Source organism: Streptomyces sp. NPDC002926, from assembly GCF_053591755.1.
In genome coordinates this window covers 1-14,250 of the sequence record NZ_JBSFUK010000058.1, presented here as the reverse complement: position 1 = coordinate 14,250, position 14,250 = coordinate 1, and the positions used below count along the sequence as shown (strand labels likewise).

The 14,250-nt window shown below is 70.7% G+C and carries 18 protein-coding genes; 5 read left to right on the top strand and 13 right to left on the bottom strand.

Features of this window, described 5'->3' with window-relative positions:
- Positions 1 to 97: 97 nt before the first annotated feature.
- From der to aroH, 5 genes are all read right to left on the bottom strand, one after another.
- Positions 98 to 1,558: a ribosome biogenesis GTPase Der gene (gene der / locus ACWDZ6_RS32715; RefSeq protein WP_366734931.1), complete on the bottom strand. Its 1,461-nt coding sequence runs from the start codon at positions 1,556 to 1,558 to the stop codon at positions 98 to 100.
- An 88-nt stretch (positions 1,559 to 1,646) separates the two neighbouring features.
- On the bottom strand, positions 1,647 to 2,330 hold the full coding sequence (locus ACWDZ6_RS32710) for a lysophospholipid acyltransferase family protein (RefSeq protein WP_451505725.1): 684 nt from the start codon (positions 2,328 to 2,330) through the stop codon (positions 1,647 to 1,649).
- On the bottom strand, positions 2,288 to 2,971 hold the full coding sequence (gene cmk, locus ACWDZ6_RS32705) for a (d)CMP kinase (RefSeq protein WP_389183309.1): 684 nt from the start codon (positions 2,969 to 2,971) through the stop codon (positions 2,288 to 2,290). The genes ACWDZ6_RS32710 and cmk overlap by 43 nt, the downstream gene beginning before the upstream one ends.
- Positions 2,972 to 3,112: 141 nt before the next feature.
- The gene (locus ACWDZ6_RS32700; protein ID WP_326648973.1) at positions 3,113 to 4,198 is read right to left on the bottom strand and encodes a prephenate dehydrogenase; all 1,086 of its coding nucleotides are present in this window, start codon (positions 4,196 to 4,198) and stop codon (positions 3,113 to 3,115) included.
- Positions 4,195 to 4,557 (bottom strand): chorismate mutase, encoded by a 363-nt coding sequence (gene aroH / locus ACWDZ6_RS32695; protein WP_326648975.1) that lies wholly within the window; start codon positions 4,555 to 4,557, stop codon positions 4,195 to 4,197. Before aroH ends, ACWDZ6_RS32700 begins: the two co-directional genes overlap by 4 nt.
- A 219-nt stretch (positions 4,558 to 4,776) precedes the next feature.
- Between aroH and ACWDZ6_RS32690 the strand changes: the two genes are divergently transcribed.
- From ACWDZ6_RS32690 to ACWDZ6_RS32670, 5 genes are all read left to right on the top strand, one after another.
- The gene (locus ACWDZ6_RS32690) at positions 4,777 to 5,109 is read left to right on the top strand and encodes a DUF952 domain-containing protein (RefSeq protein ID WP_451505724.1); all 333 of its coding nucleotides are present in this window, start codon (positions 4,777 to 4,779) and stop codon (positions 5,107 to 5,109) included.
- 82 nt (positions 5,110 to 5,191) lie between these two features.
- The gene (locus ACWDZ6_RS32685; RefSeq protein WP_451505723.1) at positions 5,192 to 5,851 is read left to right on the top strand and encodes a hypothetical protein; all 660 of its coding nucleotides are present in this window, start codon (positions 5,192 to 5,194) and stop codon (positions 5,849 to 5,851) included.
- 8 nt (positions 5,852 to 5,859) lie between these two features.
- Positions 5,860 to 6,465: a DUF6529 family protein gene (locus ACWDZ6_RS32680; protein ID WP_366734926.1), complete on the top strand. Its 606-nt coding sequence runs from the start codon at positions 5,860 to 5,862 to the stop codon at positions 6,463 to 6,465.
- 4 nt (positions 6,466 to 6,469) lie between these two features.
- Positions 6,470 to 6,937, top strand: coding sequence for a Rieske (2Fe-2S) protein (locus ACWDZ6_RS32675; protein WP_451505722.1), 468 nt, complete (start codon positions 6,470 to 6,472; stop codon positions 6,935 to 6,937).
- Positions 6,938 to 6,960: 23 nt separating this feature from the next.
- Positions 6,961 to 7,710, top strand: coding sequence for a nucleotidyltransferase domain-containing protein (locus ACWDZ6_RS32670; RefSeq protein ID WP_451505721.1), 750 nt, complete (start codon positions 6,961 to 6,963; stop codon positions 7,708 to 7,710).
- Here ACWDZ6_RS32670 and ACWDZ6_RS32665 read toward each other — a convergent pair.
- The 8 genes from ACWDZ6_RS32665 to ACWDZ6_RS32630 all read right to left on the bottom strand — a co-directional run.
- A complete protein-coding gene (locus ACWDZ6_RS32665; protein ID WP_451505720.1) occupies positions 7,642 to 8,394 on the bottom strand; it encodes a nucleotidyltransferase domain-containing protein in 753 nt (250 codons plus the stop codon). The genes ACWDZ6_RS32670 and ACWDZ6_RS32665 overlap by 69 nt on opposite strands.
- A gap of 3 nt (positions 8,395 to 8,397) precedes the next feature.
- The gene (locus tag ACWDZ6_RS32660) at positions 8,398 to 9,420 is read right to left on the bottom strand and encodes an ADP-ribosylglycohydrolase family protein (RefSeq protein WP_451505727.1); all 1,023 of its coding nucleotides are present in this window, start codon (positions 9,418 to 9,420) and stop codon (positions 8,398 to 8,400) included.
- Positions 9,421 to 9,425: 5 nt separating this feature from the next.
- The gene (locus ACWDZ6_RS32655) at positions 9,426 to 10,145 is read right to left on the bottom strand and encodes an NUDIX hydrolase (protein ID WP_451505719.1); all 720 of its coding nucleotides are present in this window, start codon (positions 10,143 to 10,145) and stop codon (positions 9,426 to 9,428) included.
- Positions 10,142 to 11,254, bottom strand: coding sequence for an AAA family ATPase (locus tag ACWDZ6_RS32650; RefSeq protein ID WP_451505718.1), 1,113 nt, complete (start codon positions 11,252 to 11,254; stop codon positions 10,142 to 10,144). Before ACWDZ6_RS32650 ends, ACWDZ6_RS32655 begins: the two co-directional genes overlap by 4 nt.
- Complete coding sequence (pnuC, locus tag ACWDZ6_RS32645) at positions 11,251 to 11,904, bottom strand: nicotinamide riboside transporter PnuC (protein WP_451505717.1); 654 nt, start codon at positions 11,902 to 11,904, stop codon at positions 11,251 to 11,253. The genes ACWDZ6_RS32650 and pnuC overlap by 4 nt, the downstream gene beginning before the upstream one ends.
- Before the next feature lie 127 nt (positions 11,905 to 12,031).
- On the bottom strand, positions 12,032 to 13,180 hold the full coding sequence (locus ACWDZ6_RS32640; RefSeq protein ID WP_451505716.1) for a pseudouridine synthase: 1,149 nt from the start codon (positions 13,178 to 13,180) through the stop codon (positions 12,032 to 12,034).
- A complete protein-coding gene (scpB, locus tag ACWDZ6_RS32635) occupies positions 13,180 to 13,746 on the bottom strand; it encodes an SMC-Scp complex subunit ScpB (RefSeq protein WP_451505726.1) in 567 nt (188 codons plus the stop codon). The genes ACWDZ6_RS32640 and scpB overlap by 1 nt, the downstream gene beginning before the upstream one ends.
- A 32-nt stretch (positions 13,747 to 13,778) precedes the next feature.
- Positions 13,779 to 14,250, bottom strand: a 472-nt coding sequence (locus tag ACWDZ6_RS32630) for a segregation and condensation protein A (RefSeq protein WP_451505715.1), incomplete at its 5' end; no start/stop codon positions are given.

The following is a 14,250-nucleotide window of genomic DNA, read 5'->3' as shown; positions in this document are numbered from 1 at the left end:
TCCCCGCGGTCACACCCTCGCCCCCGCCGCCCCGCGCCCCCACCGGCGCCGCCCCCCCGCCCCCCCCCGGGGCGGCGCCCCCCCCCACGTCGTTACGTCACTTCTTGCGGCCGCGCTTCTCGCGCACCCGCACCGAGATGTGGATCGGGGTGCCCTCGAAGCCGAACTCCTCGCGCAGCCGGCGCTCGACGAAGCGGCGGTAGCCGTGCTCCAGGAAGCCGGAGGCGAAGAGCACAAACCGCGGCGGCTTGGTGCCGGCCTGCGTACCGAAGAGGATGCGGGGCTGCTTGCCACCGCGGATCGGGTGCGGGTGCGAGGCGACGATCTCGCCGAGGAACGCGTTGAGGCGGCCGGTCGGGACCCGGGTCTCCCAGCCCGCCAGCGCCGTCTCGATCGCCGGGACCAGCTTCTCCATGTGGCGGCCGGTACGGGCGGAGACATTGACCCGCGGCGCCCAGGCGATCTGGCCGAGCTCGGTCTCGATCTCGCGCTCGAGGTAGTAGCGGCGTTCCTCGTCGAGGTTGTCCCACTTGTTGAACGCGACGACCATCGCGCGGCCCGCCTCGACGGCCATGGTGATGATCCGCTGGTCCTGGACGCTGATGGACTCGGTCGCGTCGATCAGTACGACCGCGACCTCCGCCTTCTCCACGGCGGCGGCGGTGCGCAGCGAGGCGTAGTAGTCCGCGCCCTCCTGGAGGTGGACGCGGCGGCGGATGCCGGCCGTGTCGACGAACTTCCAGGTGACACCGCCGAGCTCGATCAGCTCGTCGACCGGGTCACGGGTGGTGCCGGCGACCTCGTTGACGACGACGCGGTCCTCGTTCGCCACCTTGTTGAGCAGCGAGGACTTGCCGACGTTCGGACGGCCGATCAGGGCGATACGGCGCGGGCCGCCGATGACGTTGCCGAAGGTCTGGGCCGGTGCCTCGGGCAGCGCCTCCAGGACGGCGTCGAGCATGTCGCCCGTACCGCGGCCGTGCAGGGACGAGACGGGGTGCGGCTGGCCGAGACCGAGCGACCACAGGGCGGTCGCGTCCGCCTCGCCGCTCGGTCCGTCGACCTTGTTGGCGCAGAGCACGACGGGCTTGCCGGCCCGGCGCAGCAGCTTGACGACGGCCTCGTCGGTGTCGGTGGCGCCGACCGTGGAGTCCACGACGAAGACGACCGCGTCGGCGGCCTCGATCGCGTACTCGGCCTGGGCGGCGACGGAGGCGTCGATGCCGAGGACGTCCTGCTCCCAGCCGCCGGTGTCGACGACCTTGAAGCGGCGGCCCGCCCACTCGGCCTCGTAGGTGACACGGTCGCGGGTGACGCCGGGCTTGTCCTCGACGACGGCCTCGCGGCGGCCGATGATGCGGTTCACCAAGGTCGATTTGCCGACATTGGGGCGGCCGACGACAGCGAGGACGGGCAGCGGGCCGTGACCGGCCTCCCCGATAGCGTTCTCGACGTCGTCGACGTCGAAGCCCTCTTCCGCGGCAAGCTCCATGAACTCCGCGTACTCGGCGTCGCCAAGCTCCCCGTGCTCGTCGCCGGAGTGGATCTGGTCGTTCATGAAGTCCGTACCTCGTTCACGCATACATTGTGCGGCTTCTGCCGCGTGGCGATGGACCGCTTTCCGCGGCCCACTACTCAAGTCTCGCCTAGCGCCCGGTGAGGCGCTTGGCGTTTTCCAGATGGGCGGTCAGCCGTCCCTGGATCCGTACGGTGGCGTCGTCCAGCGCCTTGCGGGTCCGCTGGCCGCTGCCGTCGCCCGCTTCGAAGGCCTCGCCGAAGACGACGTCGACCTTGCTGCGCAGCGGCGGCAGCGCCTTGATCAACCGTCCGCGGCGCTCGGTGCTTCCCAGCACCGCCACCGGGACGATCGGCGCCCCGCTGCGCAGGGCGAAGTAGGCGAGCCCGGCGCGGAGCGAGGCGAAGTCGCCTTCGCCCCTGGTGCCCTCGGGAAAAATCCCGAGGACTCCGCCGTTCTCCAGCACGCCCAGCGCGTTGGTGATGGCGGTGCGGTCGGCGGTCGAACGGTCCACCTTCAGCTGACCGATTCCGAGCAGGAACGGGTCGAGGGGGCCGATGAACGCCTCCTTTTTGATCAGGAAGTGCACGGGACGGGGAGCGGTGCCCATGAGCATCGGCCCGTCGATGTTGTGCGAGTGGTTCACCGCGAGGATCACCGGCCCGGCCGCCGGAACCTGCCAGGCGCCCAGCACGCGCGGCTTCCACAGCCCGTACATCAGCCCGATGCCGATTCTCCGGCCGATCGCCGCGCCCTTCTCGGACGATACGGTCACCGGGCGGCCCGCTTCTCCTCGACGAGGGTGACGACGCACTCGACGACCTGCTGCAGGCTCAGGTCGGTGGTGTCCACCTCGACCGCGTCGTCCGCCTTGGCGAGCGGGGATGTCTTACGGCTGGAGTCAGCCGCGTCCCGCTTGATCAGGGCATCCCTGGTGGCCACGACGTCGGAGCCCTTCAGCTCACCGGAGCGGCGGGCGGCGCGCGCCTCCGGCGAAGCGGTCAGGAAGATCTTCAGGTCCGCGTCGGGGAGAACCGTGGTGCCGATGTCGCGTCCCTCGACGACAATGCCCTTCTCGGCGGCCGCGGCGATGGAACGCTGCAGCTCGGTGATCCGGGCCCGTACCTCGGGGACCGCGCTGACGGCGCTCACCTTGGCGGTGACGTCCTGGGTGCGGATCGGTCCGGTGGCGTCCACGCCGTCGACGGTGATGGTCGGGGCGGCGGGGTCGGTGCCGGAGACGATGGCGGGCTTGGCGGAGGCGGTGGCGATCGCGGCGGCGTCCCGGACATCGACGCCGTTGCTGATCATCCACCAGGTGATCGCCCGGTACTGCGCACCGGTGTCCAGGTAGCTCAGCCCCAGAGCGGCGGCGACGGCCTTGGAGGTGCTCGACTTGCCCGTGCCGGAGGGGCCATCGATGGCGACGATCACGGATTCCACGGTGTCGGACACCTTCCTGGTACGCGGAGTGGGCCGGCGGAAATGCCAGAGGGCCCCGCATAAGGTTACCGAGTACTCAGCACCGTCCTTACACACGGATGGCGGAGCCGCACGCAGCCGGCACCGACAGGCCGGCCGATACCGGGCCGACCACTACTGCCGGATCGACCAGCCCCTCTCCCGCAGGGATGCCGTCAGGACCGTCGCCGCCGTCGGCTCCACCATCAATTGCACCAGACCCGCCTGCTGGCCCGTCGCATGCTCGATACGGACGTCCTCGATGTTGACGCCCGCGCGGCCCGCGTCCGCGAAGATACGGGCCAGCTCCCCCGGCTGGTCACTGATCAGGACCGCCACGATCTCGTACGACGCCGGGGCCTGGCCGTGCTTGCCGGGGACCCGGACCCGGCCCGCGTTGCCGCGGCGCAGGACGTCCTCGATGCCCTCCGCGCCGCCCTGGCGCTTGGACTCGTCCGAGGACTGCAGGGCCCTCAGCGCCTGGACCGTCTCGTCCAGGTCCGCCGCGACCCCGGCCAGTACATCGGCCACCGGGCCCGGGTTCGCCGAGAGGATCTCGACCCACATCCGGGGGTCGGAGGCCGCGATCCGCGTGACATCGCGGATGCCCTGGCCACAGAGCCGTACCGCCGTGTCGTCCGCCTCCTCAAGACGCGCGGCGACCATCGAGGAGATCAGCTGGGGCGTGTGGGAGACCAGGGCGACCGCCCGGTCGTGCGCGTCGGCGTCCATGACAACCGGGACGGCACGGCAGAGCGCCACCAGCTCCAGGGCCAGATTGAGGACCTCGGTGTCCGTGTCGCGGGTGGGCGTGAGCACCCACGGGCGGCCCTCGAACAGGTCCGCCGTGCCCGCCAGCGGCCCCGAGCGCTCCTTGCCCGCCATCGGGTGCGTACCGATGTAGCCGCTCAGGTCGAGACCGAGCGCCTCCAGCTCGCGGCGCGGCCCGCCCTTCACGCTCGCCACGTCCAGGTAGCCACGGGCGATCTTGCTGCGCATCGCTTCGGCGAGCGCGGTGGCGACATGCGCCGGCGGTACGGCGACGATCGCCAGGTCGACCCGTCCCTCCAGCGGCTCGTCCGTCCCGGCGCCGAGCGCCGCGGCGGTGCGGGCCCGCTCCGGATCGTGGTCGACGAGGTGCACGGCGACTCCGCGGCCCGCCAGAGCGAGGGCCGCGGAGGTGCCGATCAGGCCGGTTCCGATGACGACGGCGGTTCTCACTGGGCGATGTCCTTGCGGAGGGCGGCCGCGGCACCGAGGTACACATGCGCGATCTCTGACTTGGGCAGCTCGGACTCTACGTGCGCGAGTATCCGTACGACGCGCGGCATGGCTCCGACGATGTCCAGCTCCTGCGCACAGATCAGCGGTACGTCGACGATGCCGAGCTTGCGCGCCGCGGCTGCCGGGAAGTCGCTGTGCAGATCGGGCGTGGCCGTGAACCAGACGCTGATCAGATCGTCCGCGCCGAGTCCGTTCCGCTCCAGGATGGCGGTGAGCAGTTCGCTGACCTGCTCGTCCATGTGTCCGGCCTCGTCCCGTTCCAGCTGGACGGCTCCACGGACCGCTCGTACCGCCACGTCGTGCTCCTTAATGTGCGAGTGCTCCATTCAGCGTAGTCAGGTGCCGGGGCACACGGCCGCGACGACCGCCCTCCGAGACGGAGCGCCCAAAGGGGGCGGACACCGCCGGCAGGCGCGTACGTCCGTGCGTCGGGCCCGCCTCGACTTGATGAACATCGGACCGCACCGCCACTTGGGCGAACCGCCGCGCGACGGCCCTGCGCTACAACTGACGGCATGCTCTTTCATGTCGTGCCCGTGGACGAGTGGACGGCGGACGTGGACCGTCCGTACGCCCCGTCCTCGCTGACCACCGACGGCTTCGTGCACTGCTCGCCCGACGAGCCGGCCGCGCTCGCCATCGCCGACGGCCTGTTCCGCGATGTGCCCGACCTGCTGGTGCTTCTGATCGACGAGGCCGCGCTCGGCGCCGAGGTCCGCTGGGAGGGTTCCGAGGACATGCTCTTCCCGCATGTGTACGGGCCGATCGAGCGGGCCGCCGTTACCGGAGTGCTCGCGGTGCGCCGGGACACGGACGGCCATGCGCGGGAGCTCACGCCCTGGGCGTGAAGCAGCGTACGACTGGACGCGGCGCTGCGGGTGCAGTTGCATGGTGGTCTGCGCATGCCCTGCCCACCGGGGAAGGCCGCCCATGAAGCCCTCAGGACCTCTGTTCACACTGCTGGCCGGGCTGTTGCTGGGCATTTTCATGCTCTCGCTCAACGCCACGACGGGGACAAAGGCCAAGTCCTCGTACGACGGGGCCACAGCGACGCCGACCGCTCCCGCATCCACACCCGCCACGAGCACGACACCGCCCGCGGCCCCCTCCCCCACGCCGACCCCGGCGCCCGACGCCGAGTACGCGGACCGTACGGCCGACGGCACCGCCGCCGTCTCCGTATCCGTACGCGACGGAAAAGCGATCGGTTACTTCTGTGACGGCAGGAGCCAGGAGTCCTGGCTGAAGGGCGACGTCAAGGAGGACGGCAGCATGCGGCTCACCGGCGAGAACGGCGCCGTGCTCGACGGAGTCCGGCGCGCCGGGAAGATCGACGGTACGGTCGAAATCCGGGACAGGACCTGGAAGTTCACGGCCGCCAAGGCGGTCAGGCCGTCCGGCCTGTACCGCGCCACCGCCGAGGTGCGCGGCGCGAAGCTCGACGGCGGCTGGATCGTTCTGCCGGACGGCCGTCAGGTCGGCATCCTCAAGCGCGACGGCAAGCCCGCCGCCGCACCCCGGATCAACCCTGCCTCCGGCGCCGTCACAGTGAACGGCACCCTGCTCACCGCCCGCCCCGTCGTTCCCTGAGGTGTGTCATGAGCTTCGGTCCCCCCATCGACCCCAACGCCCGCACCACTTCGTTCCCGGCGAACCAGGACAGCCACGCGCACCCGGGGGCGGCACGCTTCCTCGTCCCCGCCCTCGTCGCAGCCGCGGTCGCGGTGGGTCTCGGGGCCTACGGAAAGGTGCACGATCCGGCGGGCACGGCCTTCAACATCGCCGGCTTCAGCAGCACCGGGGCCGTCAAGTCCTGGCTGGGCACGGCGGCCTTCGCCTTCGCCGTCGTCCAGATCGGCTCGGCGCTCGCGATGTACGGCAGGCTGCCGGGCGTACGCGGAGCCTCCTGGACCCCCGCACTGCACCGCTGGTCGGGCCGGATCGCCTTCCTGCTCGCCGTGCCCGTGGCCGTCCACTGCCTGTACGCGTTGGGCTATCAGACGTACAGCACGCGCGTGATGTGGCACTCGCTGCTGGGTTGCTTCTTCTTCGGCGCTTTCAGCGCCAAGATGCTCTTGCTGCGAACGGAACGGCTGCCTGGCTGGCTGCTGCCGGTCGTCGGCGGAGCCGCCTTTACGGCGCTCACGGTGATCTGGCTGACCTCGGCGCTGTGGTTCTTCCGCACGGTCGGGGTCACGACATAGGGAGATGTCCATGGAGACTCCGCGACGTACGGTGCTTGCTGCGGGCGCGGGGGGCGCGGCCGCGCTGGTGACCGGCTGCAGCAAGTACGGCGACGAGGGCGGCGGTTCCACCTCCGACCGGTCGACCCCGGCGGCGCCTGACACCGGCGGGGCGAACGAGCCGCCGAAGAGCTCGGCACCGGCCGGCGAGAAGCTCGCCCAGACCTCCGCCATCCCGGTCGGCGGCGGAAAGATCTTCGACGCCCAGAAGGTCGTCGTCACACAGCCGACGTCGGGCGAGTTCAAGGCCTTCTCGGCCGTCTGCACCCACCAGGGCTGCCTGGTCGACAAGGTCGCCGACGGCACCATCGACTGCCCCTGCCACGGCAGCAAGTTCAGCGTCGAGAGCGCCGAGGTCGTCGACGGCCCCGCGCCCAGGCCGCTGCCGCCGAAGCAGATCACCGTCTCCGGGGACAGCATCATGCTGACCTGACCCGTTCGCGTACCCTCTCGCGCATGCCTCCCGAACCGGCCCCCGAAGCACTCGTACGCGACCGCACGATCTACTCCTGTGTGATGGGTTCGCGCGCCTTCGGGCTGGCCACGGAGGACAGCGACACCGATCGCCGCGGGATCTTCCTCGCCCCGGCCCCGCTCTACTGGCGCTTCGACAAGCCCCCGACCCATACCGAGGGACCGGCACCCGAGCAGTTCTCCTGGGAGCTGGAACGCTTCCTGGAGCTCGCGCTGCGCGCCAACCCGAATGTCCTGGAGTGCCTGCACTCCCCGCTCGTCGAGCACATCGACGACACCGGCCGTGAACTGCTCGGCCTGCGGGGGGCCTTCCTCTCCCGTGCGGCTCACCAGACCTTCGCGCGCTATGCGATCGGCCAGCGCAAGAAGCTGGCGGCGGACATCAGGCAGCACGGCGCCCCGCGCTGGAAGCACGCCATGCACCTGCTGCGTCTCCTCGGCACCTGTCGCGATCTGCTGCGTACCGGCGAGCTGGTGATCGACGTCGGTGCCGACCGCGAGCGGCTGCTCGAGGTCAGGCGGGGCGAGGTGCCGTGGCCGCAGGTCGAGGCGTGGATGACACGCCTCTTCGAGGAGGCCGACGCCGCGGCGCCGGGCTCCCCCCTGCCGCTCGGGCCGGACCGGGCTCGGGTCGAGGACTTCCTGTTCCGTACGCGCAGGAACTCAGCCCTCCAGGCGTATGCGGACGACGAATTCGCGCAACGCCTCATAGGCGGTGGGCTCGGCGGGTAGCCGCGAGGCCAGCCGCGCCTCGTCGAGCACGGCGTGCAGCGCGTCCACGTCGGTGCGCGCGTCTTCCAGGCCGACCCCCGACACCGGACTGTGCTCGGCATGCGCCTTGGCCGCGATCAGGCCGGGCAGATAGCCCGGGGCGTCGACCTCCCCGAGCAGCGTGGGCAGATGCGCCTGCACCTCGCCGCTGCGCATGAGATGGATACCGGTGAGCAGCGCGCGGAAGGTGTAGAGCAGCGGTTTGAGCTCGCCGGTCTTCTCGAAGAGCCGCCACTGGGTGTTCGCGAATCCCCGGTAGTGGTGGGCATGGTGGCTGGTGAGCACGCCCGGGGCGAGTTCCGCCAGCTCCGTGTGGGCGTCCGAGGTGTGCACCACCAGCGGCGACAGCAGCTGTTCCAGTACGTATCCGTTGCGCCGCAGCATCAGCCGTACGAACTTGCGTAGGTCGTGGGTGACCAGATCCATCTCGACGCCGTCCCGGTCCCACATCCGGGACCGGGTCTCCTCCGGCTCCCTCAGCCCCAGCAGCTCCTCCACGGGCAGCAGATGGATCCCCCGCAGGTCCACGTCCGAATCCCGGGACGGGAATCCGTACAGATGCGCCCCGGAGACGGTGGCGAACAGGAGCGGGTCGGGCTGCTCGGCGACGACGGGGCCGAGTTCCATGTCCAGCGGATCAGTCATGGATCAAGAGTCCCAGAGGGCGCCCAGCGACATCAGGTCGCTGCGGTACTCGATCCGCTCGGACCACTCCTTGGGCCAGACGCCGGCTCCCAGATGCGCCCCGGCGAACGCCCCGGCGAGGCAGGCGATCGAGTCCGAGTCGCCCTTGGTGCAGGCGGCCCTGCGCAGAACCGTCGCCGGCTGCTCGGGGAACATCAGGAAGCAGAGCAGGGCGGTGGCGAGCGCCTCCTCGGCGATCCAGCCGTCGCCCGTCGCCAGGCAGGGGTCGACCTCGGGCTGCGGGTCGCGCAGCGCGCCGGCGAGCCGTTCCAGGACCTGCAGGCACTCGTCCCAGCCGCGTGCGATGAACGCCTCGGGCGTCGGGTCGTGCGAGTAGGTCCAGAGATTGCCCAGCCAGTGGTGGTAGTAACGGCTGCGGTTCTCGTACGCGTACGAGCGCAGCTGTCCGACCAGCCCCATCGGCTCCGCGCCCTGCGCCAGCAGGAACACGGCGCGGGCCGTGAGGTCGCTCGCCGCCAGCGCGGTGGGGTGGCCGTGGGTGAGGGCCGCCTGCAACTGCGCGGCGCCCGCCCGCTGTTCCTCACTCAGCCCCGGTACGAGTCCGACCGGCGCGACCCGCATATTGGCGCCGCAGCCCTTGGAGCCGATCTGGCTGGCCTCCTGCCAGGGCCGGTCGCTGTCGAGCTTCTCGCAGGCGACCAGGCAGGTGTGGCCGGGGGCGCGGTTGTTCTCCGGGGAGTGGTACCAGTGGACGAACTCCTCGCGTACCGGCGGGGTCAGCCGGGAGGCGACGAGCAGTCCGCTGTCCATCGCGGTGCGTATCCCGCGTGCCAGGGCGAGCGTCATCTGGGTGTCGTCGGTGACGATCGCGGGCCTGGGGAGGTTCATCCCGCGCCACGGCCCGCATTTCGCGAGGATCTGCGGCACATCGTCGAACTCGGTCGGGTAGCCGAGCGCGTCCCCGAGCGCGAGCCCGATCAGCGAGCCGGTGGCTGCTTGTTTGGTGATGGTCCTGGTGGTCTTCATGGTGTTCATGCGTGCCGTCCTTCCGGTCGCAGGAGTGGAGGGTGCAGGGCGGAGGCGGCACCCGCCCGGTACAGCGCGGCCGGTTTCCCACGGCCGCCGGTACGGCGCGGCGGACCCTCGGCTGCCTCGACGAAGCCGGGCGTGGTGAGGACCTTGCGCCGGAAGTTGGGCCGGTCGAGCTCGACACCCCAGATGGTCTCGTAGACCTGCTGGAGCTCCCCGAGGGTGAACTCGGCCGGGCAGAAGGCGGTGGCGAGGCAGGTGTACTCGAGCTTGGCGCCGACCCTGTGGTGTGCGTCGGCGAGGATCAGGTCGTGGTCGAAGGCGAGCCGGCCCGCCGAGTCGAGCGGCATCCACTGAGCGCGAGCCGCGTCGCCTCCGCCGCGCGGCTCCGGCAGATCCGGTACGAGCGCGGTGTACGCGACGGAGACGACGCGCATCCGGGGATCGCGGTCGGGATCGCTGTAGGTCCGCAGCTGCTCCAGGTGGAGGCCGGCGACGGTGTCCTGGGACAGGCTTGTCTCCTCGGCGAGTTCACGTCGCGCGGCGAGACCGGCGGACTCTTTGGGCCGTACGAAGCCGCCGGGCAGCGCCCAGGCACCCTTGTACGGGTCCTCGCCCCGCTCGACGAGCAGAACATGCAGCCGGCCCTCGCGGACGGTGAAGACGGCGAGGTCGACGGTGACCGCGAAGGGCGGGAAGGCTCCCGGGTCGTAGTCCTTCATCGATTCTCCGGGACGGGGGTCCCCCCACACCCGCAGGGCGTAGGGAGAGGGTCGGCGAGGTCCCAGCCCTCGCCGAGGAGCGCGTCCACAGCGGCGACGGCGGTGGCGAGCCGCTGCTCGTGGGGGCCGGTCAGCGCGACGGTCCGGCGTGAGGTGCGGGCCAGTTCCGCGGCGAAGCGGGCGGTCATCCAGGGCCGCAGATGCTCTCCGTCGCGCAGGCCGTCGTCCTCGAAGCCGACGCCGCGGTGGTCGGTGAGCAGCCACAGATGCTGCTGTCCGCGCGCCGCGATCCGCGCCACCTCCTCGTTCGGGCCGCCCAGATAGCGCTCGTGCCAGATCGTGGTGGCGAAGGCGTCGGTGTCGCAGAACAGCACCGGCGACCCCGCTCTGGCTGCCTCGTCCTCCAGCTCCGTCTGCCGCCGGGCGATCAGCGGAAATTCCTCCGAGGTGAACTCCACCTCGTCCCAGTCGGCACCCGGCCGCCGGGCGCGCAGCCCGGCGAGCTTGTGCTCGCTGAACTCCCGCCCGTACTCGGGCACATAGCGGGTCTGCGTCCAGACGCCGCCGCGGTGCCGGTAGTGCTCGGCGAGCGCCCAGGCCATCGTCGTGGTTCCCGTGGACTCGGCGCCGAGCACCACCACTCGCCGGGCGAGCGCCGCACGCACGGGCGGTTCCAGGAAGTCCCAGCAGCCGACGGGGTCCTTGCGGACGGCCGTGCCGGAGACCGGGAAGACGGTGCGGTCGGGGTCGACGCACACGGACTCGGCGCCGAAGCGCCGGCCGAGCTCCCGGCCGTACGGCTCCGAGGTGAAGACGGCGTCGACCGGCTCGGGGACGGCGGTGCGGAAGACGGCCATGTGCGCCTCCCAGACGCCGGGGTCGTGCAGGTCGACGGGGATGTCGTCGACGGCTCCCACGACCCGTACGTCCGGATGCACCTCGCGCATCCAGCGCACCCGGTCGGCGAGCGGAATCGACTCCACCGAGGCGGCGCAGACCAGCACGGTCAGCCGCTCGCAGCGGTCGGCCGCGGTCCGTACGAGATGGTGGTGTCCGGCGTGCGGCGGATAGAACTTCCCGAGCACCAGACCGTGCCGGTAGAGGTTCATGCGGTCGCCTCCGCCAACTCCCGCCGCTCCGCGGCAAGATCACGGGACCAGCTGCGCAGTCCGATGACGCACAGGGTCATGAAGCCGACGTACAGCAGGGAGGTGAGATAGAGCTCCTTGAAGGCGTAGAGCGGGATGTAGACCACATCCGCCGCGATCCACAGCCACCAGGACTCGAGGCGCTTGCGGCACTGCCCGTACGTCGCCGTCAGCGACAGGGCGGTGGTGAGCGCGTCCCAGAACGGGACGCTCGAATCGGTGGCGATGTCGAGAAGGAGCGTGAGCACGAGAGTCCCCACCACCCCCGCCGCGAGCAGCCACGTCCACTCGGTGCGCGTGGTGCGCCGCACCGGCAGTCCGCCGGGACCTGGTCCACCCCCGTGGGTCCAGGTCCACCAGCCGTACACGGCGAGGGTGATGAAGACGACCTGCAGGCCTGCGTCGGCGTACAGGCCGGCCTGTGTGAAGAGAAGAATGAAGAAGAGGTTGTTGGCGATGCCGATCGGCCAGTTGGCGATGTGCTGGCGGGCGACGAGCCGGACGCAGAGCGCGCCACTGCCGAAGCCGAGGACCTCGGTCCAGCTCACCGGGGTGTCGAGAACGGTGAACAGCGGCTGCTGCAGGGGGTCGAGGATGTCCGCGAGACTCACGCCCGCCTCCTTTATGGTCAAGTTGACTATAAAGGTGAACGGCCGGTCCCACAAGGCTGCTCACACAAGAATGCGAGAAGCCCGCGGTCAGAAGTGACCGCGGGCTTCGCCCGGTGAACGGGGCTCTCTACAGACCGACTTCCTTCATCAGCATGCCGACCTCGGTGTTGGTCATCCGGCGCAGCCAGCCGGACTTCTGGTCACCGAGGGCGATCGGGCCGAAGCTGACCCGCACGAGCTTCTCGACCGGGAAGCCGGCCTCGGCCAGCATGCGACGGACGATGTGCTTCCGGCCCTCGTGGAGGGTGACCTCCACGAGGTAGTTCTTGCCGGTGTTCTCGACGACGCGGAAGTGGTCGGCGCGGGCGTAGCCGTCCTCCAACTGGATTCCGTCCTTGAGCCGCTTGCCCAAGTCACGCGGGAGCGGTCCCTGGATCGCGGCGAGGTAGGTCTTCTTCACCCCGTACTTGGGGTGGGTCAGGCGGTGCGCGAGCTCACCGTGGTTGGTGAGCAGGATGATGCCCTCCGTCTCCGTGTCGAGACGTCCGACGTGGAAGAGCCGGGTCTCGCGGTTGGTGACGTAGTCGCCCAGGCACTGCCGACCGTCCGGGTCCTCCATGGAGGAGACGACACCGGCGGGCTTGTTGAGCGCGAAGAAGAGGTACGACTGGGTGGCGACCGTCAGGCCGTCCACCTTGATCTCGTCGTTCTGCGGGTCGACGCGCCTGCCCTGCTCGAGGACGATCTCGCCGTTGACCTCGACACGGGCCTGCTCGATCAGTTCCTCGCACGCGCGGCGCGAGCCCATACCGGCCCGGGCGAGGATCTTCTGCAGGCGCTCGCCCTCCTGCTCGGCCCCGGGGAACGTCTTGGGCGTCTTGATCTGCGGCTTGTCGGCGTACCGGTCGCGGTTGCGCTGTTCGATCTTGGCGTCGAGCTCGCGGGGACGGGATTCGCGCTGGCCGTGCGGACCGCGGCGCGGGGCGCCGGCCCTGCCGCCGGCCTGCGGGGCCTTCGGACCGCCCTTGGCGCCGCCGCGGGCGGACGCGCCGCGGCCACCCGACTTGCCGCCCTCGGAACCCTGGCTGCCGCCGACGTCGTAGCGGCGCTCCTCGGGCCGGGGGCGGCGGGGGCGCTGCTCCTGCTTGTCGTCGCGCCCCTTCCCGCCGGCACCCCGGGAGTCCCGGTTCCCGCCGGCGCCCCGGGAGTCCCGGTTCCCACCGGCGCCCCGGGAGTCCCGGTTGCCGCTTCCGCTGTTCCTGCCGCTGCTTCGCATCAAAATTCCGTCTTGTCGTCTGCGTCGGTGTCCGGTGCGTCCGGATCGAACGACGGCACACCCTCTTGCGTCTCGGCCTCGATCGCTTCTGCCTCGGGGAGGAAGGGCGCGAGCTCCGGGAGCTCGTCCAGGCCGCGCAGGCCCATCCGCTCCAGAAAGTAGTTCGTCGTCCTGTACAGGATCGCACCTGTTTCAGGTTCCGCGCCCGCCTCCTCGACCAGACCGCGCTGGAGGAGGGTGCGCATGACGCCGTCGCAGTTCACTCCGCGCACGGCGGAGACGCGTGACCGGTTGACCGGCTGCCGGTACGCGACCACCGCGAGGGTCTCCAGAGCGGCCTGGGTGAGCCGCGCCTGCTGCCCGTCGAGAACGAAGCGCTCGACGGCATCGGCGTACTCCGCCCGCGTGTAGAACCGCCAGCCGCCCGCGACGAGCCGCAGCTCGAAGCCGCGGCCCTGGACGGTGTACTCGTCCGCGAGCTCCCGCAGCGCGTCGGCGACAGTCCTGCGCGGCTGTTCCAGGACCTTGGCCAGGTGCTCCTCGGTGGCCGGCTCGTCGACGACCATGAGAACGGCTTCGAGCGCGGGCTTGAGATCACTCACGCGTTCCCCTCCTGCTCCTGGTTCTCGCGAACCTCTTGATCGAATTCATCGGTGACCAGGGGCTGCTCCGCGTCCCCGCCGCCGGCCCAGCGCACCATCAGCTCACCGAGGGCGTCCTCCTGCTCCAGGATGACGGCCTTCTCACGGTAGAGCTCAAGCAGCGCGAGAAAGCGGGCGACGACGGTGAGGGTGTCGGGTGCGTCGGCGGCGAGCTCCCGGAAGCTGACCGCACCGGCCTCCCGCAGCCGCGCGACGACCAACTCGGCCTGCTCGCGCACGGACACCAGGGGCGCGTGGATGTGGTCGATGTACACCTGCGGCCTGGGCCGGGGCTGCATCGCCTTCACAGCGAGCCTGGCGAAGCCCTCGGCACCGATGCTGATGACGACCTCGGGCAGCAGCTCTGCGTGATGGTCCTCGAGCCCGACGGTCCTCGGGTACCGCTTGCCCTCCGCGTCCAGCCGCGCG